Annotated in this window: 23 protein-coding genes and 1 riboswitch; of the genes, 14 read left to right on the top strand and 9 right to left on the bottom strand. The window is 35.9% G+C overall.

Annotated elements, in window-relative coordinates:
- The first annotated feature begins 67 nt into the window (after window positions 1-67).
- The 3 genes from MR041_RS08820 to MR041_RS08810 all read left to right on the top strand — a co-directional run bounded on the left by MR041_RS08820 (window position 68) and on the right by MR041_RS08810 (window position 2,143).
- The gene (locus tag MR041_RS08820; protein WP_242093248.1) at window positions 68-697 is read left to right on the top strand and encodes a tRNA (guanine-N1)-methyltransferase; all 630 of its coding nucleotides are present in this window, start codon (window positions 68-70) and stop codon (window positions 695-697) included.
- Window positions 698-772: 75 nt separating this feature from the next.
- Window positions 773-1,450 carry a tRNA (guanosine(37)-N1)-methyltransferase TrmD gene (trmD, locus tag MR041_RS08815; RefSeq protein WP_242093247.1) on the top strand — a complete coding sequence of 226 codons (678 nt, stop codon included), beginning with the start codon at window positions 773-775 and terminating at the stop codon, window positions 1,448-1,450.
- A gap of 12 nt (window positions 1,451-1,462) precedes the next feature.
- Entirely contained in the window at window positions 1,463-2,143 is a 681-nt protein-coding gene (locus MR041_RS08810) for an SIR2 family NAD-dependent protein deacylase (RefSeq protein WP_242093246.1), read from the top strand.
- A 116-nt stretch (window positions 2,144-2,259) separates the two neighbouring features.
- On the opposite strand, the gene MR041_RS08805 is transcribed toward MR041_RS08810, so the two are convergent.
- Together MR041_RS08805 and MR041_RS08800 are read right to left on the bottom strand one after the other, a co-directional pair.
- Window positions 2,260-2,868, bottom strand: a complete 609-nt coding sequence (locus MR041_RS08805; RefSeq protein WP_242093245.1) for an alpha-ketoglutarate-dependent dioxygenase AlkB family protein — start codon at window positions 2,866-2,868, stop codon at window positions 2,260-2,262.
- An 11-nt stretch (window positions 2,869-2,879) separates the two neighbouring features.
- On the bottom strand, window positions 2,880-4,139 hold the full coding sequence (locus MR041_RS08800) for a glycosyltransferase family 4 protein (RefSeq protein ID WP_242093244.1): 1,260 nt from the start codon (window positions 4,137-4,139) through the stop codon (window positions 2,880-2,882).
- A 579-nt stretch (window positions 4,140-4,718) separates the two neighbouring features.
- Here MR041_RS08800 and MR041_RS08795 point away from each other — a divergent pair.
- A complete protein-coding gene (locus MR041_RS08795) occupies window positions 4,719-5,288 on the top strand; it encodes an adenylosuccinate lyase (RefSeq protein WP_242093243.1) in 570 nt (189 codons plus the stop codon).
- On the opposite strand, the gene MR041_RS08790 is transcribed toward MR041_RS08795, so the two are convergent.
- Window positions 5,283-6,263, bottom strand: coding sequence for a DUF1028 domain-containing protein (locus MR041_RS08790; RefSeq protein ID WP_242093242.1), 981 nt, complete (start codon window positions 6,261-6,263; stop codon window positions 5,283-5,285). The genes MR041_RS08795 and MR041_RS08790 overlap by 6 nt on opposite strands.
- Before the next feature lie 123 nt (window positions 6,264-6,386).
- Between MR041_RS08790 and purB the strand changes: the two genes are divergently transcribed.
- Window positions 6,387-7,730, top strand: coding sequence for an adenylosuccinate lyase (purB, locus tag MR041_RS08785; RefSeq protein WP_242093241.1), 1,344 nt, complete (start codon window positions 6,387-6,389; stop codon window positions 7,728-7,730).
- Between the two features lie 259 nt (window positions 7,731-7,989).
- Here the strand turns inward: purB and MR041_RS08780 are convergent, their stop codons facing one another.
- The 4 genes from MR041_RS08780 to MR041_RS08765 are packed head-to-tail and all read right to left on the bottom strand — an operon-like array spanning window position 7,990 to window position 10,103.
- A complete protein-coding gene (locus tag MR041_RS08780) occupies window positions 7,990-8,532 on the bottom strand; it encodes a DUF4252 domain-containing protein (protein ID WP_242093240.1) in 543 nt (180 codons plus the stop codon).
- 10 nt (window positions 8,533-8,542) lie between these two features.
- Window positions 8,543-9,103: a DUF4252 domain-containing protein gene (locus MR041_RS08775; RefSeq protein ID WP_242093239.1), complete on the bottom strand. Its 561-nt coding sequence runs from the start codon at window positions 9,101-9,103 to the stop codon at window positions 8,543-8,545.
- Window positions 9,104-9,136: 33 nt separating this feature from the next.
- Entirely contained in the window at window positions 9,137-9,607 is a 471-nt protein-coding gene (locus MR041_RS08770; protein WP_242093238.1) for a hypothetical protein, read from the bottom strand.
- Complete coding sequence (locus MR041_RS08765) at window positions 9,594-10,103, bottom strand: RNA polymerase sigma factor (RefSeq protein ID WP_242093237.1); 510 nt, start codon at window positions 10,101-10,103, stop codon at window positions 9,594-9,596. The genes MR041_RS08770 and MR041_RS08765 overlap by 14 nt, the downstream gene beginning before the upstream one ends.
- Before the next feature lie 149 nt (window positions 10,104-10,252).
- Here MR041_RS08765 and MR041_RS08760 point away from each other — a divergent pair, with 149 nt between their 5' ends.
- Complete coding sequence (locus tag MR041_RS08760; RefSeq protein WP_242093236.1) at window positions 10,253-11,761, top strand: S41 family peptidase; 1,509 nt, start codon at window positions 10,253-10,255, stop codon at window positions 11,759-11,761.
- A 44-nt stretch (window positions 11,762-11,805) separates the two neighbouring features.
- Here MR041_RS08760 and MR041_RS08755 read toward each other — a convergent pair whose 3' ends face one another.
- Complete coding sequence (locus tag MR041_RS08755; protein ID WP_242093235.1) at window positions 11,806-13,662, bottom strand: TonB-dependent receptor plug domain-containing protein; 1,857 nt, start codon at window positions 13,660-13,662, stop codon at window positions 11,806-11,808.
- A gap of 68 nt (window positions 13,663-13,730) precedes the next feature.
- A riboswitch (cobalamin riboswitch) is annotated at window positions 13,731-13,946 on the bottom strand.
- 122 nt (window positions 13,947-14,068) lie between these two features.
- Between MR041_RS08755 and MR041_RS08750 the strand changes: the two genes are divergently transcribed.
- The 8 genes from MR041_RS08750 to MR041_RS08715 all read left to right on the top strand — a co-directional run bounded on the left by MR041_RS08750 (window position 14,069) and on the right by MR041_RS08715 (window position 20,066).
- Window positions 14,069-14,557, top strand: coding sequence for a DUF6580 family putative transport protein (locus MR041_RS08750; RefSeq protein WP_242093234.1), 489 nt, complete (start codon window positions 14,069-14,071; stop codon window positions 14,555-14,557).
- A 98-nt stretch (window positions 14,558-14,655) separates the two neighbouring features.
- Complete coding sequence (locus MR041_RS08745) at window positions 14,656-15,975, top strand: DNA recombination protein RmuC (protein WP_242093233.1); 1,320 nt, start codon at window positions 14,656-14,658, stop codon at window positions 15,973-15,975.
- 150 nt (window positions 15,976-16,125) lie between these two features.
- Window positions 16,126-16,662: an acyl-CoA thioesterase gene (locus MR041_RS08740; RefSeq protein WP_242093232.1), complete on the top strand. Its 537-nt coding sequence runs from the start codon at window positions 16,126-16,128 to the stop codon at window positions 16,660-16,662.
- A 315-nt stretch (window positions 16,663-16,977) separates the two neighbouring features.
- Window positions 16,978-17,355: an OB-fold protein gene (locus tag MR041_RS08735; protein ID WP_242093231.1), complete on the top strand. Its 378-nt coding sequence runs from the start codon at window positions 16,978-16,980 to the stop codon at window positions 17,353-17,355.
- A 15-nt stretch (window positions 17,356-17,370) separates the two neighbouring features.
- Window positions 17,371-18,213 carry a T9SS type A sorting domain-containing protein gene (locus tag MR041_RS08730; RefSeq protein WP_242093230.1) on the top strand — a complete coding sequence of 281 codons (843 nt, stop codon included), beginning with the start codon at window positions 17,371-17,373 and terminating at the stop codon, window positions 18,211-18,213.
- A 12-nt stretch (window positions 18,214-18,225) separates the two neighbouring features.
- Entirely contained in the window at window positions 18,226-19,074 is an 849-nt protein-coding gene (locus MR041_RS08725; RefSeq protein WP_242093229.1) for a DUF5777 family beta-barrel protein, read from the top strand.
- Window positions 19,075-19,109: 35 nt separating this feature from the next.
- The gene (locus MR041_RS08720) at window positions 19,110-19,475 is read left to right on the top strand and encodes an ADP-ribosylation factor GTPase-activating family protein (RefSeq protein WP_242093228.1); all 366 of its coding nucleotides are present in this window, start codon (window positions 19,110-19,112) and stop codon (window positions 19,473-19,475) included.
- A 48-nt stretch (window positions 19,476-19,523) separates the two neighbouring features.
- On the top strand, window positions 19,524-20,066 hold the full coding sequence (locus MR041_RS08715) for a YceI family protein (RefSeq protein WP_242093227.1): 543 nt from the start codon (window positions 19,524-19,526) through the stop codon (window positions 20,064-20,066).
- 352 nt (window positions 20,067-20,418) lie between these two features.
- On the opposite strand, the gene carB is transcribed toward MR041_RS08715, so the two are convergent.
- Entirely contained in the window at window positions 20,419-23,274 is a 2,856-nt protein-coding gene (gene carB / locus MR041_RS08710; RefSeq protein WP_242093226.1) for a carbamoyl-phosphate synthase large subunit, read from the bottom strand.
- Window positions 23,275-23,299 lie beyond the last annotated feature (25 nt).

Below are 23,299 nucleotides of genomic sequence, written 5' to 3'. Positions count from 1 at the left end.
CATGGTTGAATCTTAAAATATTTTTTAAATTCGTAATATCTAACATCTCAATTTAAACCAATCTTAAATGAAACCTATCGCAAATTTACCCAACTTAATACTACTGTGTTTATTCTCCCTGCTAGCGTATGGTCAGAATACCAATGATGTTCAAGAAACTGAATTGTCATTGGACAGCAGTACCATAAATGACCAATTTGAATACGTTCTGAAAAAATCAGGTAATTTTAGAGGAACGAATGGACAAATGTATGAAGCTGTGAAACTTAGTATGCTTCTAACCCTTAAAGCTCATACAGTAGATTCACTAAAAACGTTTCATAAAGAATTATCCGACACCCAGGCTATAGTTCAAAATCAAACAGTGGAAATCTCAAATTTAAAAGAAAGACTTTTAACCACGCAAAACGATTTAGATAAAACAAATGCCGAAAAAAACAGTATGGCCCTTTTTGGCTTACAGATGAGTAAAACTGGTTATAATGTTCTCATGTGGTCAATAATTGCAGGGCTGATGGCTCTACTAATTTTCTTCATTTACAAATTTAGAAGCAGCAATACAATTACAAGAAAGGCAAAACTCGCCCTATCTGAAATTGAGGATGAATTTGAAGAACACCGTAAAACAGCTTTAGAAAGGGAACAAAAAGTAAGGCGGCAACTTCAAGATGAAATAAATAAACAAAAAGGGGTTTAGTAAAACTAACTTACGTTTTTTATATCTAGGACTTTATATTTTTTTCTTTAAGTCTCTAGAAAGTATCTTTGCTTTATGAGAATAGATATTATTACGGCATTACCCGATCTATTAAAAAGTCCTTTCCAAGACTCTATTTTGCATCGTGCCATTGAAGCCAATATAGTCGAGGTCTACTTTCACAATTTGAGAGATTATACATCAGACCGCTATAAAAGCATAGATGACTATCAGTTTGGAGGTGGTTCTGGTATGGTCATGTTAATTGAACCTATAGATAAATGCATTTCTAAACTGAAAAAAGAACGAAGCTACGATGAGGTTATTTATATGACACCAGATGGAGAAACTTTAAATCAAGGTATAGCAAATCAATTATCCCTTAAAGAGAATTTAATAATTCTTTGTGGTCATTACAAAGGTGTCGATCAACGCGTTCGTGATCATTTTGTTACTCGAGAAATTTCTATAGGCGATTACGTTTTGTCCGGTGGTGAGTTAGGTGCAGCTGTGCTGTGTGACGCTGTTATCAGGTTAATTCCCGGTGTTTTGGGAAATGAGACATCGGCACTGACCGATTCTTTTCAGGACAACTTATTAGCTCCTCCGATATATACACGTCCAAGAGATTACAAGGGGTGGAAAGTACCAGAGGTACTTTTTAGCGGAAATTTTCCTGAAATTGAAAAATGGCGAGAGGACCAGGCTTACTTGCGTACAAAAGAACGCCGACCAGATTTATTGGACAACTAAGAAATCCTGAGGATGACCAAACATATCGTTGTACTTACAGGGGCAGGAATGAGTGCTGAAAGTGGCCTCAAAACATTTCGTGATGCAGATGGTCTTTGGGAAGGGCACGATGTCATGCAAGTGGCCTCACCATATGGTTTTAAAACAAATCCTGAATTAGTATTGGACTTTTACAACCAGAGAAGAAGACAACTTCTTACTGTTGAACCGAATAGTGCCCACTATACTCTGGCTCAACTGGAACAGGACTTTCGAATATCAATTATCACACAGAATATAGATGACCTTCACGAACGTGCGGGAAGCAGTAATATTATTCATTTACATGGGGAATTATTGAAAGTGAGAAGTACTTTTGATGACACTGATATACTCGAATGGAAAACAGACCTCTTTTTGGGTGATAAATGTAAAAATGGCTATCAATTAAGACCACATGTCGTATGGTTTGGAGAGGATGTCCCAATGATGAAAAATGCCATTGAAATATCCCAAACAGCAGATATATTAATAATTATTGGTACTTCTATGAAGGTCTATCCTGCAGCGGGATTAATACATTACATACCTGAAAATACACCAATTTATTTTATTGATCCAAATCCTAATATTAGTGGCCATAATTATTTAACGGTGATATCGGAAAAGGCTACCACGGGTATTCAAAGAGCGATTAACCTTATAACTGGGTAATCCCTAACTTCCTTTGTTATGCTCCTGAATGTGTTTCAATATTCCAAGAAATAAACATAATGAATACCAAGGATCCATATAGTTCAATTCATTTCAATACATATGCCTTATTATTATTAAGTCGCTTTAATAACGCGAAAAGTCAGGTTAATTCGTGGGTTTACTTTTTTAGTGGTTTTTGGAATTTTATGTTTCCAAAAATGTTGGGTTGTCCTCTTCATCAGTAAAAGGCTCCCGGACCTTAATGGGATATCTACAGTTTTTAATTGAGAATTATTAATGTGTTTGAGCTTAAATAATCTCAATCCTCCAAAGGAGACAGAAGCTATTATGGGATTTAATCCCAATTCCTTCTCATTATCCTGATGCCAGTCATTACTGTCGCTTCCAGTTCTATAAAGGTTTAATAGACACGTTGTGAAGGTAACTCCTGTGATTTCTTCTATTCTGTTCTTTATGATTAATAATTCTTTAGTCCATGGTTTTGGATACATTGATATACCTGAATAAGTGTAGGTCTTATCGGCATCACCATAAAGCGCTGTTAACCTGGGTACATTATATACTTTACCAAAAAATCTAATGATATCCTGTTGCCAGCTTATGGTTTGATATAATCTGCTATAGAGTTTTTCACTCTCGGTAATACCAAATACATTATCAAACAGTATGATATCAGCATCCGGCAAATCAAAATTGTGTGTAATTAATTCTTCCTGAAACAAATTAAATGCTTTTAGTCTATTTGATTTCTATTCTTCTCTTCAATCCACAGACTCATGTACTTGGTACTTTGCATCGTCTGATGTTGCAACAGTTGTCCTATAAAATTATTTTCTCTGTTTATGTCTATATCCAATAGGGCCTGATTTATCAATTCTGCGAACTTTTTCTGATGATGTGATTTTAAGAATCGCTTATTTATAACCTCAAAACCATGACTTTGACAATCATTCCAAATGCCTTCACTTTCAAATAATTGAATTGCTATATGAGCGAATTGCTCGGGACTATCTTCAATGAAACCACAGGGTCTCATATCTCCAAACATGCCTTCAGCCGCTATAGGTGTCATTATATTTGGTGTTCCATTGATCATAGCATCCACAATTTTACCTTTTAATCCCGCTCCGTAGCTTAATGGCACCAACGCAACCCTAGTATTCTTCATTACATGACTGACATCTTCAATAAAACCTTTTACCCTAAATCCTTCTTTTTCGTTATGTAATTGCTGAACTTTCCCAGATATATAAGCACCGTAGATATGTAATTCCGATTTTGGCAGTTTTCTTTTTATTAAGGGCCATATGTATTTTTTTAAATAAAGGGCTGCATGATAATTTGGATCGTGTAAAAAGTTACCTATGAATATAAAATGGTCTCGCTCCGAATATTTAGGTAAATTTTTTATTTCGACATTGGAAATACGATCCATCATAAATGGCAAATAACATAATAATTGATCGTCGACATTGAAATGATTTTTTAAAATTTCCATTTCAGTCTCCGAAATAATTAAACTCAAGTCGCTCCTTAATATACTTGCAATTTCTCGTTTTGATGTGTCATTAAATAAATACTTTAAACTAAAAGGTTTGCCGTCTTTATGAGCTTGCTGGCGCCCTTTTCTTAATCCATGCAGATCTTCAGTATCTAATATGCGTAAGGCATTCGGACAACATGTCGCAACGCGCCAACCAAATTGCTCTTCAGTCATGAAACGATCAAACATAACGATATGGGGATTTAACGGTTTGATAAAAGTATCAAAGCTGGAATGATTCAATTTTATCGCCTGCTCTGTAACACCAAGATCCTCTAAGTTAAATGAATTGGTCGTTTTTGTGCTTGCACTTGCAAAAATAACCCGATAGTTTAGGGAGAGAAATGTTTCAATGAGTTGTAACATCCTGCTACCAGCAGCAGAACTTTTAGGTTCCGGCCATACAGAGCCTATGATTAAAATTTTTTTAGACAAAAGAGATGGGTACATAAATTTTTGATGTGTTTCTAGAATATATTCTTGGGTTTAATAGGCATTACAGTACACTCAGACTCTGTAATCAAGGCATATTTTATGCGTACTAATTTAATCCAATTAATCACACTTATAATATGCTTACCTCTGAGCATGGACTCCAGGTGTGCCCTTATATATGAACGTTTTGGTATGGCTATTTTGACCAATTCTGACAGTTCCTCAAAATTACACACTTTTCATTTCTTCCAATTCCCTTCCATAACAAACATATTAAACTGTTTCTTACTATTTACGATATATCCAGTCAACCGATAGTTTACTATTGCTGTCTCATTATACCATGGGTATCTGGTATAACCTTCGTAACAGTCCTTATTCGGATTCTTTTAAAAAAAGTGACACAAATTTCGTCGTTGGGATTTATTTAAAAAAGACTCTATTTAACTTAAATCCTTCTGATTTTTTTCAGCTCCAAAAAATTGTACAACTCGCAATATCAAGAATAAAATCAATCCAATATTTTTTATGATTCTTAGCTCTTTTAATTTAATTTTAATCGCTTTTGATGAATAAAATTAATGATTTTAGTGCATGGGAATAGAGGAACTGTATAAAGAATTACATAATGTGAACGCATCTCGTGAAAGCCGTTTAAAATATAGCGAAATAATTTTAAACGATTTAACTCTTTTACCCCTACTGATTGACATCATGTTCTGGGTTGATGATAAAATATCTTGTCGTGCAGCCTGGGTTTTAGAATTTGTTTGTGTTAAATATGTATATGCAATAATACCATGCTTAGAAAAATTTACCCAAAATCTTCATAAGGTCCATTTTGATTCTGCCATGAGAAGTATATCAAAAATTTGCGCATTAATCGCCCGTGCCCACAATTCAAATGATCCCAATCCCTTGAAAAAAGCATTACTCCCAAGGTATAAGGAATACATTATTGAATCGTGCTTTGATTGGTTGATTAATGAGCAGAAAGTTGCGACCAAAGTACATGCCATGGAAAGCTTATTTCTTTTAGGAAAAGACAGTAACTGGATCCACAAGGAACTTGTCAACATATTAGTACGCGATTACCAAACTCAAAGTGCAGGATTTCAGGCCAGAGCAAAACGTATTTTGAGAAAAATTAAGTCCACCTTATAAGGCCATTACTTCTTTTAACTTGTTCTCCCCAATGAGAAGTAACTTACTTTTGACCAGTCTACCGGTCAATGTTTTCCAGTTTTTATCTTTTTGGAAAACGGACTTTAATATGGGAAATGCCCTATTATAATCCTTATTGTTCAATAAATTAATAGCATACCAATAGGTCATTTCTATATTTCCCGGAAAAAGATTTTGAGCTTGCATATACAAGTTTTCTGCTTTTTTTGAATCCCCTTCTTCCATAGCGAGATCGCCTTTATTCATAAAATCATAAGCAGAATGCATTTTTATAAGCCGTTCTAATTCTTGTAAGGGATTGTTATGGTCTTCAACACGAAGGTCCATAATCACATCTTCCCAAATATGGCCCGTGGCTTCTCCTTTTACAATTAAAATAGCAGCGGATTGTTTTCCTCTAATATCTCCCTTTTCAAGTTCAGCAGCCTTTAAAGCTGCCATAACCCGAGTACTCAAATCGCCTTCTGTAATTTGAAAAGCCCGTGCCATAGCATCCCAAACGGTAGGATTCAACATCATGTTAGCCTGAACAGAAAAATAGGGTCCTTGGAAATGCCCTGCCTCATCAATGCATAGACTTCCCGTGTGAGTTGCGACTTGACCTTCATGGTTTAAAAATGCAACCTGCCTGTACATCTCTCCAGGATCGTTATCCAAAAGCGACTTTAAGGCCTGATCCGGGGATAATCCCTGTTCCATCAAGGCCAATCCCTTTGGCCCATAACTCGGATTGACTAAAGACTGTGTTGCCACAACACCAACCCCCGCCTTCCCATAGGTCACCACACTGCCAACACTAAACCAATGACTCTGGACCGCCACGGCCATATCGCCAGTTATCGAATCCATAGCCACTACAGAATAGGTATGTACGAATGGATCTGATTTCTTATAAAACTGGGCCATTAGACCTTGAGAAATCAGAAATGGCAATAAAATTCTGATAAGTTTCATATTGTTTTAATTTAAACTAAATATACAATTTAAAGTAAGAACCTGGTTAATAAACTTCCTTTCAATTCCTAATATCTTCAGTACAAAAAAACTATCTTTGCAACTTCAACAATAGCACATAATATGTCATTATCTGTTCTAAATGCCATTTCTCCAATTGATGGACGATATCGAAATAAAGTGAAGGAATTAGCAGGCTTCTTTTCTGAAGAGGCTCTTATTAAATATCGCGTTTTAGTAGAAATTGAATATTTTATTGCACTATGTGAATTACCATTGCCTCAACTAAAGCATATTGATGCTGAACTTCTTGAGGGTTTAAGAGGAATTTATACAAACTTTTCCGGTAGTGACGCTATGGTCATAAAGGATATAGAGAAAATCACCAATCATGACGTAAAGGCCGTAGAATATTTTTTAAAAAAGAAGTTCGATACACTAGGATTATCCGATTTCAAGGAATTCATTCATTTCGGTCTAACTTCCCAAGATATAAATAACACTGCTATTCCTTTAAGCCTTAGAGCGGCTCTTGACGCCGTTTACATTCCTGAATTTAAAAATCTCCTAGGTAAATTAAAGGAATTGGCTGAAGAATGGTCTCAAGTTTCAATGTTGGCCAGAACACATGGGCAACCGGCATCACCTACCCGTCTCGGAAAAGAAATTGAGGTGTTTGTTGTACGTATGGAAGAGCAATTTAACCTGTTGAATAGTATTCCTCATGCCGCTAAATTTGGAGGTGCCACAGGAAACTTTAATGCGCATGATGTTGCTTACCCAAAAATTGACTGGAAAGCATTTGGAACCGCATTTGTGAACGATAAATTGGGACTAAAACACTCGTTTCCAACCACCCAGATAGAACATTACGACCATATCGCTGCTTTATTTGATGCGCTAAAACGTATTAATACTATCATCATTGATCTCGATCGTGATATTTGGACCTATGTTTCGATGGATTATTTCAAACAAAAAATTAAGAAAGGTGAAGTTGGCAGTAGCGCCATGCCCCATAAAGTAAATCCCATCGATTTTGAAAATAGCGAAGGGAATCTAGGTATAGCAAACGCCATTTTTGAACATCTCTCTGCAAAGTTACCTGTTTCTCGATTACAGCGTGATTTAACCGATAGCACCGTTTTGAGGAATATAGGTGTTCCTTTTGCCCATACCCTTATCGGTTTTAAATCAACATTGCAAGGATTAAATAAATTATTATTAAATGAGGCTAAATTTGCGGAAGATCTGGAAAATAACTGGGCTGTGGTAGCTGAAGCCATACAAACCATCTTACGCCGTGAGGGATATCCCAATCCATATGAAGCCTTAAAAGGTTTAACACGAACAAATGAAAAAATAAACCAAAAGTCCATTTCTAACTTTATTGATACTTTAGAGGTATCTAAGAAAATAAAAGACGAATTAAAATTAATAACACCACAAAATTACACTGGAATTTGAGGTCAATAATAAATAGTAAACAATCGTTACTTCTTTGTGGGATTTTAGTATCAGGAATTTTCTTTTCAGGAATATTTGATGTTTTAGATCATTTTATTGTTATAACTATTTTAGTAGTAATGTACTTGCTAATTTTAGGCAATATTATTTATACCAAAAGTAAATCTGTAGTTAACTAGGAAAGACATTCAAACCGAATGAACAAAAAAACTCCTCATAGCAACTATGAGGAGCTTTAATATTTAAGATATATAGATTATTATTGAAAGAAACTCATAATATCCCCAACCTGAGATGCCTCAAAGTTACTATCTTTTAATGCGCTTCCCAGCGTCACCATCTTATCAGGACTCATATCATTTCCTAGTACACGAACTATAGCAAAGCCCAAATCCTTCGAATTACCAAAAACAACTACCTCGTCGGCTTCATCCTCATCACCTATATATTTCACAATAATTTTATTCCCCTTGTCATTGAATTCAATTAAGTCGTTGTATTTCTTATTGTTTAAAATAGATTTCACTTTGGTTAACTCTAAATTATACGAATCCATATTGGTCTCAGTAGCTTTAAAACCTAAAAAATTTAATCGTTTTACAGATTCATATGCTTCCAACTGATCGTTGTTAAAATTAGACTTGTCTAGCTTAACCATGGATAAGGGAATATCTTGTGAGATAAAATGAGCTGCCTCCTGGTTATCTACAAAATAGCGTTGAAGGCTTACACCTTCGCCGCAGCTTGTCATCCAAACTGCGGCGATTAGCGTTAAAAATATATGTTTAACTGCTGGTTTCATGATTGATGAATTATTTATCTTTTTCTAAATGCTGTCCACCCGGTATGTTCATTTTTTGAGTGAGCTTAGAAATTTCATTTAAATCTATATTTCCAGTAAGTGATACGACAACGGTTTCAATTTTTCTTTCTTTACCATTAATTTCAATTTTATCGTCCATCACCTTATCTATACCATTCACAAAAATTAAAAGTTCTTCGACGTGATCTGAATCCTTACCTTCTTTCACATAAAATTTCACTTCACTTCCATCGTCCTTGACTTCCATAAGTTCTTCTAAGGCACCGGATCGTGATTTTACCCATTTTGAAATATCAGCAGATATCGATTGATTATCTGTTACAATTGTTTTGAAACTGGTAATGCTTTTTACCATATCCATATAGGCTTTGGCTTCAGCATCATCTGTTTCAATACCTATTTTAGCTATCATTTGAAACATTTTCGGTTTAATGTTCACATAGGTCACATCAGGGTTTTCGCTATACTTTTCGAAAACACTATTTTGTGCTACTCCTGTTAAAGGCAAAATCATCATTGCCATTATCAATATTAATAATCTATTTTTCATGTTATTTGTTTTTAAGGTTACTGTGTTAAATTTTTATTTGTTCGGTTTAAATATTATACGTGTTGTATTTTCAATCTCAGTAAGATATTCTAAGGTTGAAGTTCCTTTATTAACCTCATCTAGATAACTTACTGTCGAAGTTCCTTTGTTCATATGGTTCGAAATCATAGCTAATGATTTTGACACTTCGTTAAAAGCAACCTCGGGGTCATTTATAGTACCAACATCCCTAGGGTTATTGAAATAAATCCCTAACATCAGAATGGCAACTGCTGCAACAGAAATCCACTTGTAATCGAATATTCGTTTCGATTTTAACGGAATCGCTTTGGTAAACTCTTCCTGTTGACTTACTAAAAAATACGCAAACATGGGTTTATACATTTCTAAATGCGGGGCAACGCTGTCGCTGGTAAAATAGTTTTTCAACACTTGCTCTTCTTTAAGCGATGTTTCACCCATTTCGTACTTCTCTAATAATTTTTCTATACTATTTAATACCATAATTATGAGTATTAGTTAATTTTTCTCGTATTGTTTTTCTGGCTCGCGATAAATTCACACGGACTGCAGTCTGATTCATATTGAGCATATCCGCTATTTCGTCATAATCATATTCTTCAATATCCCTGAGCTGAATAATTAATTTTTGTTGTTCCGGGAGCTCTTCTATAATTTTTGCTACCCAACTCACACTATCGTTCAATTCAACCTGCCTTTGAAGTGTTGTATGCTTATCTTCATAATTGCTATGAACAATTTTCAAGTTCTGAGATTGCTTCGATTTCAGTTTATCAAAACAATAATTCTTGGTCATGGTCATAGAAAACGCTTCAACATTTCTATACTCGGCTATTTTAGCTTTGTTGTTCCATAACTTCAACATAACCTCTTGCGTAGCATCTTCAGCTTCTTCCGTAGATATCAATATCCTTTTAGCTAAGCGAAAGACTTTATCCTTGAAGGGCATTACAATATTTAAAAACTCTCGCTGAGTCATACTTTGGTTATGGTTTGGTTATTAAGCTATTTACTGCTCTTTGAAATTACGACGAACGATGATCTAATTTGTTACAAAAAAATTTTTATTGTACAATATTGTAAGTAAATTTAGGGTTTTATAGACTACTTGTATCAAAATATATTGTTATGAAAAATTGCTTGAAAGCCCCACTTTTACTGCTTTGTTTATTTTTAATTACCCAAAGTTGTTTTGAAGATAATGATGATAACACCATCAGCGCCAATGAAATAAATGATTTCATCTGGAAAGGGATGAACCTATTTTATCTCTATAAGGATAACGTTTCAGCCCTTTCAAATAACAGGTTTAGCAGTGATGCCGAATATGCGGATTACTTAAATTCCTTTTCTAAACCAGAGGAATTATTTGAAAGCCTGATATATCAGCGACAAACTGTTGATCGCTATAGCTGGATTGTTGATGATTATATTGCCTTAGAACGTTTTTTTGAGGGATGTACCATTATAAATGGTATGGAATTTAGCATTTTTATGGCACCAAATAGTACGAATAATGTGTTCGGTATTGTTCGCATGGTTTTGGCGGGTAGTGATGCTGAAAACAAAGGTATTAAGCGTGGTGATTTGTTTTATGAAGTTAATGGTGTTCAGCTCTATTACAATTCGGAAACGGATAACAATTTTAATTTATTCAATACAAACTCCTATTCCATAACACTTGGCACTTATAATGATCAGGGAACTTCAGAAACTTCGGATGATACAATAGATCCAAGAAATGAAACCATTACGCTTAACAAGCTTGAATTGTGCGAAGACCCTATCTTCAACACTTCTATTTTTGATGTTGGAAATAAAAAAGCAGGATATCTCATGTACAATGGATTTACTGCCGATTTCGATTCGGAATTGAATGCAGTATTCGGAAATTTTAAATCCAATAATATTACTGATCTTGTATTGGATTTAAGGTATAATCCAGGGGGCTCTGTAAATTCCGCAATTTTGCTGGCCAGCATGATTACTGGTCAGTTTACTGGAGAAATATTCAGTACCGAGGAATGGAACAGTGAATTTCAACAAGCTTTTGAAAATGAAGATCCGGAATTGCTGATCAATAGATTTGTCAATAATGATGATGGGGCGGGCCTGAACAGTCTCAACCTGGATAAGGTCTATATTCTGGCAACCGATTTTTCAGCTTCAGCAAGTGAATTGGTTATAAATAGTCTGGACCCGTATATCGATGTGATTCATATAGGCGAAAATACGGAAGGGAAATATCAAGCTTCAACTACACTTTATGATTCCGAAGATTTCACGAGGCAAGGGGTTAATCCGAGTCATTCCTATGCGATGCAACCTCTCATCTTTAAATCTGTAAATAGCAGCGGTTTTACCGATTATTTTAATGGTCTTACACCGGACATCACTCTAGAAGAAGATTATCTGAATCTTGGTGTTTTAGGCGATCCTGATGAACCCTTATTAGCGGCGGCATTGTCTGAAATTGAAAATGCCACCGGAAAACTTTCGAACATCAAATCTCAAGCCCCTATTCCATTAACATTAGTCAAAAAAATCAAAAATGGACCTCGGTTTGATAATGGGATGTACATAGATAAAAAAATTCCGTCTGAATTGATAAATAGATTCTTATTTGAACACTATTAAAACTTATTTTAATATGAAAACTATTAAGGATTCAGCAATGTGATTTAAAGGTTAATTTGTAAACCGAAATTAATATTTCTTCCTCTAGTCATAAATCCAAAAATTTCAAAATAGTCTTCATTCAGCAAATTGGTAACATTCGCAAAGAGTTTTACTTTATTGTTAATGATCCTCTGGCTAACATAGAGATCAACTAAAGAAAAGGATTTCAACTTAACGTCCCCAACATCAACTCTATCACCCACGAATTGATATTGGAGGGAAACATATGTCCTCTCAGAAAAATTATAGCCAATACCTGTATTAATTTTATGTTTAGGAACACGCAGCCGAATTCCATTTTTTAATTCGGTGAAGGTGTAATTTGCAGTGAGGTCAACTCCTTCCCAAACATCAAACTGACCTTCAATTTCAACGCCGTGTACCTCTGCTTCAGTATCTGCATTTTCATATCCCGTTGTATAAATAATCGTATTCTTCTCTGTTCGGTTAAAATATACCCCATTCAATTTAAAACCCCTTTTAGTATCGTATTCCAATCCACCCTCCAAAGTGGCATTTTCTTCCGGGGCCAAATCGGGATTTGCTCCAAAAAAACCATAAAGTTGAGATAAATTAGGCGCGATAAACGAGGTGGCGTAGGATCCAAAGGCTTTAATATAGCCCTTATTCAAAGTAACCGAATAAGAAGGATTGACGCTATACACAAAATGTGATCCATATTCACTGTGATTATTCAACCTGCCCCCCATGTTAAAATTTAAACCATGGCCCGAAATATAAACCACGTTCAAATAGGGATCTGCATTGGTAAAACTTTCCTCTTCAGAAAACAAACTGCTATAATGGCCATAATTCAAACCCACAATGGTATAAAACGTCTTATTAAAGATATATTTGTTATAGCCATCCACGATATAACTTTTAGCCTTATGGTAAGAGCTGAAATCCGAAACTGTTTCCCGATCTATGTCAGTAAAAGCGGCATTAATGTGAAAACTCCCTTTTTCATATACATATTGAGGGGATAGTCCTACTCTCTTTTGCTTGGCATAATAACGATCATCGGTATCTGAAAAGGTATAAGAAGGTGCCGGGTATCCATCGATATCAGTTTTAAGATCATCATAACTTAAAAAACCCTTAACACTAAAACCTGAATTAAAGTCATACCCGATTCGGACATTGGTATGATATCTCGAAAATGGGTCAATTTCCGGGGTATCTGATTGCGCTGCCGATAACCCATCAACAAACCGATTTCCAAAACTGGCCAGATAATTAAATTTATTTATAGTACCGCTGACAGTTACATTATTGCTAAAACTGGAAACATTATAATTTAGATTATCCTGTGATTGATTGGTCCCTACAACCGTTAAAAATTGACCCGAAATAGATTCATTCGAAGGCCTTTTACTCGTAATATTAATAACTGCTGTGGCTGCGGCATTCCCATAAAGCGTACTGGCAGCACCTTTAATTATTTCTATAGACTCTACGGAATTTAAATCCATAAGCCTTAAATCGAATTCATTAGCAACAAGGGAAGGGTCGTTAACTTGCACACCATCAATAAGTACAAGCACCTGTCTATTGTTTCCGCCTCGGACAAAATAACCCAAATTTTGTCCTTCTACACTTCGACTACCATTAATTTCAATGCCAGACTTGGTGTTAATTAATTCCGAAACTGTCTTACCCTGATGTCTTTCAATGTCCTGTTTTGAAATTTTAATGACCGTTTTTCCAGAATTTTCCCTTTTTAGGTTAAATCGAGAATCAGTAACAACAATTTCACTGAGTTGCTCCACTGTGGTTGAGTCGACTTGCTGCTGTGCAATTCCAATTAGGGATATACACATATACAATACACCAAAAACAGTTGTTCTTTTATTCATTTTAAACGACAAATTGTTCGAGAATTGCATGTGCATTCATACGCAAACTTTTATCCCGAAAGTTTAACTTCATTGTTTTGAAAATGGCAGGTCTCCTGACTTATAACACACTTATCAAACCTTCCCATTACCAATTGTAACAGTGGTCTTGAAGAAATAAGGTCTCCATTAAGGAGATGCGCAATACGATGTGCATGAAAATTACAGTTGCGGGAACAGTTCCGGATTTACACCGAATTCCCTTTTAATCGGTAACGTCAAAAATCTTTAAGTAAGCATAATTCCTAAGCCTTAAAGTTTCTTTATGAATTACCGAACCAAATTTCAGTACAAATGTAATCATCATTTTTATTTTACTGTTAGAACAATTAATATTATTTTTGAACATAAATAAAAAAACATGGATATGTTACGCAATAAAACACAGTGGATTATTATTTTATTTGTCGTGGTAGCCGCCTTTTTTAGATTGGTTCCACACATTCCGAATGTGACCCCAATTACAGCTATGGCCCTTTTTTCCGGTGTTTATTTCAGCAATAGAAAATTAGCGTTTATAGTCCCCTTATCGGCTATGTTTTTGTCGGATTTATTTTTGGGACTAACAACAATTAGCATATTTGTATACTTAGGGTTTGTTTTAGTTGGCGTGATAGGTATGATCACCAGGAAAATGAATCTAAAATCCATCCTGCTAAGCAGTATTTTATTTTTCTTAATTACCAATTTTGGAGTTTGGCTATTGTCATATCCAAAATCCATTAGTGGTATTATCGAATGTTACACGCTGGCCATTCCCTTTTTCAGAAATGCTTTGATTGGTGATTTATTTTTTGCTGGAGTCATGTATTACGGATATGAGTTTGTCTCGAAACGTATCGTTAAAACAGCCTGAGAAAACATTCACCAATTTATGATTTTAAAAACGCCTTGAAGGCGTTTTTTTATTTTTAAAGTAGTAATTTTATGAGCTACGATAATTGTCTCTAAGAAATGAACGATAACCTCATTTTAATTCTAACCATTTTAGTTTCTGCTTTTATTGGAGGTTTCCTCGGTTTAATTTATGGTAAATTAAAAAGTAAAAGTGAAAAAAGCACTTTACAGGAGCGACAAAATCAGCTGGGATTGACTTTAGAGGAATTTAAAAAGAACTTAACAAAAACAGAAATTGAACGGGATACCCTGAGGGATGAAAAGGAGCTCTTGAATACTGAATTTGTAAAGAAAAGTACTGAACACGATAATCTAAAACAGCAATTTTTAAAACAAGAAAAAGAATTAGAAGCACGCCAAGAACAACTGCGCAAGGATTTTGAACTTTTGGCAAGTAAAATCCTGGAGGAAAAATCAAGCAAGTTTACCGAACAGAATAAAGAAAACATTAAGAATATTTTAAATCCTCTTCAAAAGCGAATTGAAGATTTCGAGAAAAAAGTGAATGAATCGCAAAAGGAGAGTATAAGTATGCATTCTGCATTGAAAGAGCAGTTATTGGGATTAAAAGACCTCAATCAACAGATGGCCAAAGAAGCTACAAACCTGACACGCGCTTTGAAAGGCGATAGCAAAATGCAGGGTAACTGGGGTGAATTGGTTCTCGAACGTGTTCTGGAAAAATCAGGCCTGGAGAAAGACCGAGAATATTTTGTACAACAAAGTTTTACGCGGTCTGATGGTTCCCGTGTTATGCCGGATGTGGTGCTGTATCTTCCGGATAACAAAAAAATGATTATCGATTCGAAAGTATCTTTGACCGATTACGAACGATTTTCAAATGCCGATGAGGACAACAAGTTACCATTTTTAAAGGCTCATATTAACTCGGTTCGAAAACATGTGGATCAGCTTTCGGAAAAGAACTATCAGGATTTATACGACATTGAATCACCCGATTTTGTACTCATGTTTATTCCCATTGAACCTGCCTTTGCTATTGTAGTAAACGAGGACAACAGCATTTATAATAAAGCATTCGAGAAGAATATTGTCATCGTTACACCTTCTACGCTCTTGGCTACACTACGCACCATAGATACTATGTGGAATAATGAAAAACAACAGCGTAACGCGATTGAAATTGCGCGTCAGGCGGGTGCCTTGTATGACAAATTCGAAGGTTTGGTAAAGGATTTGACGGGTGTTGGTAAAGATATAGACCGAGCAAAATCAAACTATTCAGCTGCTATGAATAAATTAGTTGAAGGAAGAGGTAACATAATCGTGAGCATTGAAAAACTCAAAAAAATGGGGGCCAAAGCCAAAAAATCACTTCCTGAGGCCATTATTAAGCGTGCTGATGAAGAAGAGTAAGGTGCCTCTTGTGTTTAAGAAGTACCTTTACTGGATTAGACGATTGAAAATCAAACATATACCGTTTAAAGAATACAACATAAAAAACACTCCATCGTTTTTAAATTTCCGAATCAAACAGTACTTAATAATTTCAAATTCTAAAATTCCATGTTTAAAAGTGTAAAAGACTCTCAGGTGTCCATTACGGAACTCATGCTGCCGGCCAATTCTAATTTTAGTGGCAAAATACATGGTGGCTACATCTTAAATTTAATGGATCAGATTGCTTTTGCCTGTGCATCTCGTCATTCACAACACTATTGTGTTACCGCATCGGTGAACAGGGTCGATTTTTTAGAGCCTATCGATGTTGGCGAACTCGTTACTTTAAAAGCCTCTGTAAATTATACGGGACGCACGTCCATGGTGATTGGCGTTAGAGTTGAAGCCGAAAACATTCAGACTGGAATTACAAAACACTGCAATTCATCCTATTTTACCATGGTAGCAAAGGATGACAATGGAAGAAATGCACCTGTACCTGGTTTAATACTGGAAGACGAACAGAGTATTAGACGATTCTCGAGAAGCATAGCAAGACAGGAACAAGCCAGGCATCGAACCACTAAATTTAAATCATCTGAATTTAAAATTGAGGAGCATCTGGCAGTAATTAAAAAACATAATGCTAAAATCGATTTGTAATTCGCCCATTTTATACATTCACTTTTTCATTTAAAACAAAACACCTTGTTTATAAGTATAAGGTTTAAAAGTTATATCGTAAAAACGCGTTCGGAGTAAACCCTAAAGACCGTCGTAAGGTCTGAACAGTAACATTGTCTCTAATGACATAAAAATTATTAATCTCGTTGTTTCTCTCTCATAAATTCCATATAGAAAAAATAGATTAACAAAAAATCTCTATCTTAGAATACAAAATTCCCAAGTATGAATTTGAAACTAGCTCAGAACGGCTGCGATGTTGGAGCTGAGGCTGTTTTTTAAATTAAAATTAATATGAAGAAATTTGCTTTCATTCTAATCATCGGTATTATAATTTTCATCATTGGTTATAATTATATTTATCAGGACCACAGGAACATAGAAAAAGAAAAACCAGCCTTTGTAATAGATGCCAAAATACTTGCAGAGCAATTTGAAATAGATCCTGTAAGTTCTGAAACGAAATACCTTAATCAAACTATGGAAATTTCTGGTATTGTTACTGCGATCAATGAGAATACAATTATTTTGGACAACAAAGTGTTTTGTCAATTTTCTGAAGATATAGTGGCACTCCAAAAAGATAATTCAATAAAGGTGAAGGGTCGTTTTATAGGCTATGATGATTTGTTAGAAGAAATCAAATTAGACCAGTGCAGTATGTCGAACTAAAGTCAATCAAACCTTATGAAAAAGTTAGTTTTGTTATCATTATTTATTCTAGTATCCACCACAATATCTTCACAAATTACTGCAAATCAGGTGGATGATTTCGAAAATGGAACCGTACAATCATGGCAAGAAGGTGGCTTCACAATATCACCCAATCCTCCAACAAATATTTCAACTGGAGGTCCTGATGGAATAAATGATAATTATTTACAAAATGTCTCAAGTGGAGGTACCGGTGCTGGAAGTAGAATGGTGATGTACAATACCTCACAATGGACCGGTAATTTTAATAGCCAAGGAATTGTAGCTATAAAATGTTTTGCCAAAGCCATAACCAATAATTTAAATTTAAGAATCGCATTTGATGGTGATGGTGGTCAAATTTGTACTTCGGATGCTATTTTAATAACGGCCGGAAATTCTTGGGAAGAATTTATTATTCCAATAAGCGCTTCAGATTTTACACTTCTAGCAGGAGGAACCAGTATTAACAATACCCTTCAAAACGTAACTGCTATGAGAATTTTGAGTAGTTCTGTACCTTCTTGGCGCGGTGATTCTGTTGAGGCCACTTTACAAATTGATAATATTGAGGCCCTTACAACTCTTAGTACCCGAATAACAAATATTATTTCATTTGGTATATACCCTAATCCTACCACCAAGTATATTCGTCTTAAAAACCCGAATATGTTGGATATCCAATCCATTCAAGTAACAGACATTTTGGGTAAACAAATTGTTGATTACGCTCTTATTGATGCTGCCATAGATGTCTCTAATCTGTTAAAAGGCATGTATTTTTTGCGTATAAACACTGATAAAAACTATGACATAATACCGTTTATTAAACTATAACCAATATAAGATATGAAATACTTGAAGTACATTTTATGCTTAATTCCGTTATCGCTCTTTAGTCAAAACGATCTGTTGAATGAAATTGATATTGATACCGAGAGTAATGGCTATACCATTGCAGCCTTTAAGGGTTTAAAGATTGTGAATTTTGAATCCACCAAGCTAGTCGCCAAAAAAGAGTTTACGTTCATTGTGTCGCATCGATTTGGAAGCTTGGAAAATGGATTTGACAATTTTTTCGGACTGGATGAAGCGGTGACCCGACTGAATTTTGTGTATGGGATTTCAGACGGCATAAACATTGGTGTTTCCAGAAGTTCTTTTCAAAAAATCTATGAGGCCTCTTTAAAGTATCGACTCTTAAGACAACAAGAAAATGGATTTCCATTTACAATAGTGGGTTTTAACGAAGTACTCATTAACACGGCACTCGATAAGATTGACCTACCCCTATTGGAATTCAAACACAGGTTGAGTTATGTTGCACAACTTTTAATTTCAAGAAAGGTGAGTCCGAATTTTTCCTTTGAACTGGCCCCGACATTCTTCCATGATAATTTTGTTTTATTAGACGAACAGGATAATTCGCAATTTGCTCTCGGGCTCGGCGGGCGCTATAAATTAGGAAAGCGATGGTCTATCAATGCGGACTACGGCTGGCATATGAACAGAGCCGACAATTCCCCTTTTAAAAATCCTTTTTCGATAGGATTCGATTTAGAAACCGGTGGCCACGTATTCCAGATGCATTTTTCCAATGCACAAGGTATGAATACCAATACCTATTTGGGACAGGCATCAGGGGATTGGGGCGAGGGTGACATTTATTTCGGATTTAATCTCAGTAGACGCTTTTAGAATTGAAAATTTTATTAATTTAAATAAATAACGCTATGAATTTTAAAAATTTTATCTTCTTGTTTGCCTCCGTTCTTTTGGCTTTTTCCTGCTCCAGCAGCAGCAGTGACGATCTATCAAACGATCCGGAACCGGATCCGGATCCCAATCCAAATCCAATTACTTATGATATGCATATTTCGACGATAATGAGTAATAACTGTACGGCATGTCACGGTAATCCACCAACACAAAGCGCCCCTTTTTCATTAACCACTTTTACCGAAGTAAGTACTCGGGTAAATTCCATTATAAGTCGCATTAATAACACCTCTAATCCTATGCCGCCCTCCGGACTTATGCCACAGTCAACGCGTGAATTAGTTCAGCAATGGAAAGATGATGGCTTATTGGAAAATTAAATTCAATTTTTGGTAAGACTTTTGCTTACCTTTATAAAAACAGCAGATATGAAACCTTTAGCTTATTGTTTATTCTTAATAAGTGCCACCCTTATGGCACAAACTAAATACCTAACAAAAACTGGAACGGTTGGTTTTGAGGCCTCGGTACCCTCTTTCGAAGAAGTTAAGGCAAGTGCAAATAACGTTACCGCAATTCTTAATATTGAAAACGGCGAGTTTGCTGCCTTGGTTTTAGTTAAGGGATTTCGTTTTAAAAATGCCTTAATGGAGGAGCATTTTAATGAAAATTATGCAGAATCGCATAAATTCCCAAAGGCAACATTTAAAGGAAAAATTCAAGACTTTGACTTGTCGAAATTAGACCAGAAATCTAAGTTTATATTAACTGGAGAATTGAGTTTCCATGGAAAGACAAAGCAAATTGAAGATGTTGAGGTTACCCTATCTAGAACGAATGATACGTTAAAAACTATAGGTGAATTCACTGCGCAAGCATCTGATTTCGATATTGAAATCCCAAAAATAGTCAGAAATAAAATTGCTGAAACCGTTGAAGTTTCTTTTGATTTCGAATTGAAAATGAAATAATGTATCTTAAAATTAACGATTGTTTAATTGTTAATCAAAGTACATATCAGAATCTTATATTTTGTGCATTAAACTATTACAAAAAGGTGTTTGAAATATACTAAGAGCGATTATTCAATTGAATATCACAAATCTATCCAAGTTTCTGCACAAAAACGCAATGGCTGACAATTCAGCCTAAATATTGTAATTTTTAATAATACATCATATGAACAAATGGGAATCGCAATTACAACTCCAAAAAAAGTATTGGTAATATAAATATGGTATATTGAACATTCGCCTCATGAAATAAAATAAAAAGAGCACTTATTTAAATAAGTGCTCTTTTTAAGATTAATGTTTTACAGAATTATTTACTCAAATACATTTTTCGTCTGGAATATAAATCGTAAAACTGATCGTCTTTTAAACTATCTATAAACAGTATACTCTCACCTGTACTTTTCATCTCCGGCCCCAATCGTTTATCCACGTTAGGGAATTTATTAAATGAGAACACCGGTTGTTTTATCGCATAGCCTTCCAAATGCGGATTGAAATCAAAATCCGTAACCTTATTCACTCCCAACATCACTTTTGTAGCATAATTGACATAAGGTTCTTTGTAGGCCTTAGCTATAAACGGTACGGTTCTGGAGGCTCTTGGATTCGCCTCAATGATGTAAACAATATCATCCTTGATCGCGAACTGGATATTTATGAGACCTTTTGTATTCAATGCCCTTGCGATGGTATGGGTATGATCAATAATCTGTTGCATAACGAGATCCCCTAAATTAAACGCTGGTAATGTGGCATTTGAATCTCCCGAATGCACACCGCAAGGTTCGATATGTTCCATAATACCGATGATGTATACATTTCCATCTGCATCGCAAATGGCATCTGCCTCGGCTTCTATCGCCCCATCAAGATAATGGTCCAATAACAGCTTGTTATTGGGTATTTTTCGGAGCAAATCAACCACATGTTCAACCAGTTCCTCCTTATTGATTACAATCTTCATCCCTTGTCCCCCGAGTACATAACTCGGCCTGACCAAAATCGGAAAATTCAATTGATCTGCCAGGGCCAGCGCCTCATCTGCATTTTCCGCAACGCCAAATTCCGGATAGGGTATGTTGTGTTCTTTCAGCAAAGTGGAAAAACTACCCCGATCTTCCGCCAGATCCAGAGATTCAAAACTGGTGCCTATAATTTTAATACCATACTTCGTCAGTTTCTCCGCCAGCTTTAAGGCCGTCTGACCACCTAATTGAACGATAACCCCTTCTGGTTTTTCATGTCGAATAATATCATAAATATGCTCCCAAAAAACGGGTTCGAAATATAACTTGTCTGCCGTATCAAAATCTGTCGATACCGTCTCCGGGTTACAATTTATCATAATGGTTTCATAACCGCATTCGGCTGCCGCCAAAACCCCGTGGACACAACAATAATCGAACTCAATTCCCTGTCCTATTCTATTTGGGCCCGAACCCAATACGACAATTTTTTTCTTATCCGAGACTTTACTCTCATTATCGGCATAGCGCGTACCATCTGCCAATTCCATATCGCTCTCAAAAGTAGAATAATAATATGGTGTCTGAGCCCTGAATTCTGCCGCACAGGTATCGACCAGTTTAAAGACGCGCTGAATATTTAATTCATCTCTTTTGTTATACACCTGACTTTCCAGACATCCAAGCATATGGGCAATCTGTCTGTCACCATAACCTTTCTGTTTGGCCTCCAATAGTAGTTCTTTATCCAGGGTATCAATCGTGTACTTCGAAATTTCCTTTTCCAGTTGAAAGAGTTCCTCATATTGCTTTAAATACCACATATCTATCTTTGTGATATCATAAATTTGACTTAAGGGGATCCCCATGGCTATGGCATCGTAAATAACAAATACGCGATCCCATGACGCATGGGTCAGTTTATCAATAATCTGATTATAGTCTTTGTAGCCCTTACCATCTGCACCCAAACCATTTCGCTTTATTTCTAAGGACTGCGTTGCTTTATGAAGGGCTTCCTGAAATGAACGTCCAATACCCATAACCTCACCTACGGCCTTCATCTGTAACCCTAGTGTTCGGTCGGATCCTTCAAACTTGTCAAAATTCCATCGCGGAATTTTAACAATAACATAGTCTAAGGTAGGCTCGAACAATGCGGATGTCGACTTGGTGATTTGATTATCCAATTCATCAAGTGTATACCCAATGGCCAATTTAGTCGCTACTTTCGCAATGGGATATCCTGTGGCCTTACTTGCCAAGGCCGATGAACGGGATACCCTGGGATTGATTTCAATAGCAATGATATCTTCCTTTTCATCAGGACTCACAGCAAACTGCACATTACATCCACCTTCAAAATCTCCAATACTGCGCATCATTTTAATGGCCATGTCCCGCATCTTTTGATAGGTCCTGTCGCTCAGCGTCATGGCCGGAGCTACTGTAATGGAATCACCTGTATGAATGCCCATTGGATCCATATTTTCGATCGAACAAATGATAACGACATTATCATTCCTGTCCCGAAGCAGCTCCAATTCGTATTCCTTCCATCCCATCATGGCCTTGTCGATCATCACTTCGTGAATTGGAGAGATTTCCAATCCTCTGCGTAACAATTTGTCAAAGTCCTTTTCATCATGAACAATAGCAGCACCCGCACCCCCTAAGGTAAATGAAGATCGTATACATAAGGGATATCCAAACTCCTGGGCAATTTCCTTACCTTGTAAGAATGATGTAGCCGTCGCCTGAGGGGCCATGGCAACACCTATTTTCTCCATTAATCCCCTAAATTGTTCCCGATCTTCGGTTATATTAATGGCATTAATATCCACTCCAATTAATTCCACTCCAAAATCTTCCCATATACCTTTTTCATCGGCCTCTATACATAAATTCAAAGCCGTTTGACCACCCATTGTTGGCAGTACCGCATCGATTTGCGGATGTTCCTTTAAAACCTGAATAATTGATTTTGTATTGAGAGGCAATAAATAAACATGATCCGCCATAGAGGGATCAGTCATGATGGTTGCAGGGTTAGAATTAATAAGTATGGTTTCGATACCATCTTCCTTCAACGACCTCAGCGCTTGAGAACCTGAATAATCAAATTCACATGCCTGACCAATAATGATAGGCCCCGAACCAATAATGAGAATAGATTTTAATTTCGTGTTTTTTGGCATTTTAATAGGTTATATATGGTGTAAA

The sequence above is a fragment of the Aestuariivivens sediminicola genome (assembly GCF_022662015.1).
Lineage (GTDB): Bacteria > Bacteroidota > Bacteroidia > Flavobacteriales > Flavobacteriaceae > Aestuariivivens > Aestuariivivens sediminicola.
Note: the sequence above shows the minus strand (reverse complement) of the source record. Positions and strands in the feature narration are given on the sequence as shown.

What these genes read in the sequence shown, in the direction of transcription:
- MR041_RS08820 (WP_242093248.1), top strand. Translation starts at nt 68, where the DNA reads ATGAAACCTATCGCAAATTTACCCAACTTAATACTACTGTGTTTATTC.
- trmD (WP_242093247.1), top strand. Translation starts at nt 773, where the DNA reads ATGAGAATAGATATTATTACGGCATTACCCGATCTATTAAAAAGTCCT.
- MR041_RS08810 (WP_242093246.1), top strand. Translation starts at nt 1,463, where the DNA reads ATGACCAAACATATCGTTGTACTTACAGGGGCAGGAATGAGTGCTGAA.
- MR041_RS08800 (WP_242093244.1), bottom strand. Translation starts at nt 4,139, where the DNA reads ATGTACCCATCTCTTTTGTCTAAAAAAATTTTAATCATAGGCTCTGTA.
- MR041_RS08795 (WP_242093243.1), top strand. Translation starts at nt 4,719, where the DNA reads ATGGGAATAGAGGAACTGTATAAAGAATTACATAATGTGAACGCATCT.
- MR041_RS08790 (WP_242093242.1), bottom strand. Translation starts at nt 6,263, where the DNA reads ATGAAACTTATCAGAATTTTATTGCCATTTCTGATTTCTCAAGGTCTA.
- purB (WP_242093241.1), top strand. Translation starts at nt 6,387, where the DNA reads ATGTCATTATCTGTTCTAAATGCCATTTCTCCAATTGATGGACGATAT.
- MR041_RS08780 (WP_242093240.1), bottom strand. Translation starts at nt 8,532, where the DNA reads ATGAAACCAGCAGTTAAACATATATTTTTAACGCTAATCGCCGCAGTT.
- MR041_RS08775 (WP_242093239.1), bottom strand. Translation starts at nt 9,103, where the DNA reads ATGAAAAATAGATTATTAATATTGATAATGGCAATGATGATTTTGCCT.
- MR041_RS08770 (WP_242093238.1), bottom strand. Translation starts at nt 9,607, where the DNA reads ATGGTATTAAATAGTATAGAAAAATTATTAGAGAAGTACGAAATGGGT.
- MR041_RS08765 (WP_242093237.1), bottom strand. Translation starts at nt 10,103, where the DNA reads ATGACTCAGCGAGAGTTTTTAAATATTGTAATGCCCTTCAAGGATAAA.
- MR041_RS08760 (WP_242093236.1), top strand. Translation starts at nt 10,253, where the DNA reads ATGAAAAATTGCTTGAAAGCCCCACTTTTACTGCTTTGTTTATTTTTA.
- MR041_RS08755 (WP_242093235.1), bottom strand. Translation starts at nt 13,662, where the DNA reads ATGAATAAAAGAACAACTGTTTTTGGTGTATTGTATATGTGTATATCC.
- MR041_RS08750 (WP_242093234.1), top strand. Translation starts at nt 14,069, where the DNA reads ATGTTACGCAATAAAACACAGTGGATTATTATTTTATTTGTCGTGGTA.
- MR041_RS08745 (WP_242093233.1), top strand. Translation starts at nt 14,656, where the DNA reads ATGAACGATAACCTCATTTTAATTCTAACCATTTTAGTTTCTGCTTTT.
- MR041_RS08740 (WP_242093232.1), top strand. Translation starts at nt 16,126, where the DNA reads ATGTTTAAAAGTGTAAAAGACTCTCAGGTGTCCATTACGGAACTCATG.
- MR041_RS08735 (WP_242093231.1), top strand. Translation starts at nt 16,978, where the DNA reads ATGAAGAAATTTGCTTTCATTCTAATCATCGGTATTATAATTTTCATC.
- MR041_RS08730 (WP_242093230.1), top strand. Translation starts at nt 17,371, where the DNA reads ATGAAAAAGTTAGTTTTGTTATCATTATTTATTCTAGTATCCACCACA.
- MR041_RS08725 (WP_242093229.1), top strand. Translation starts at nt 18,226, where the DNA reads ATGAAATACTTGAAGTACATTTTATGCTTAATTCCGTTATCGCTCTTT.
- MR041_RS08720 (WP_242093228.1), top strand. Translation starts at nt 19,110, where the DNA reads ATGAATTTTAAAAATTTTATCTTCTTGTTTGCCTCCGTTCTTTTGGCT.
- MR041_RS08715 (WP_242093227.1), top strand. Translation starts at nt 19,524, where the DNA reads ATGAAACCTTTAGCTTATTGTTTATTCTTAATAAGTGCCACCCTTATG.
- carB (WP_242093226.1), bottom strand. Translation starts at nt 23,274, where the DNA reads ATGCCAAAAAACACGAAATTAAAATCTATTCTCATTATTGGTTCGGGG.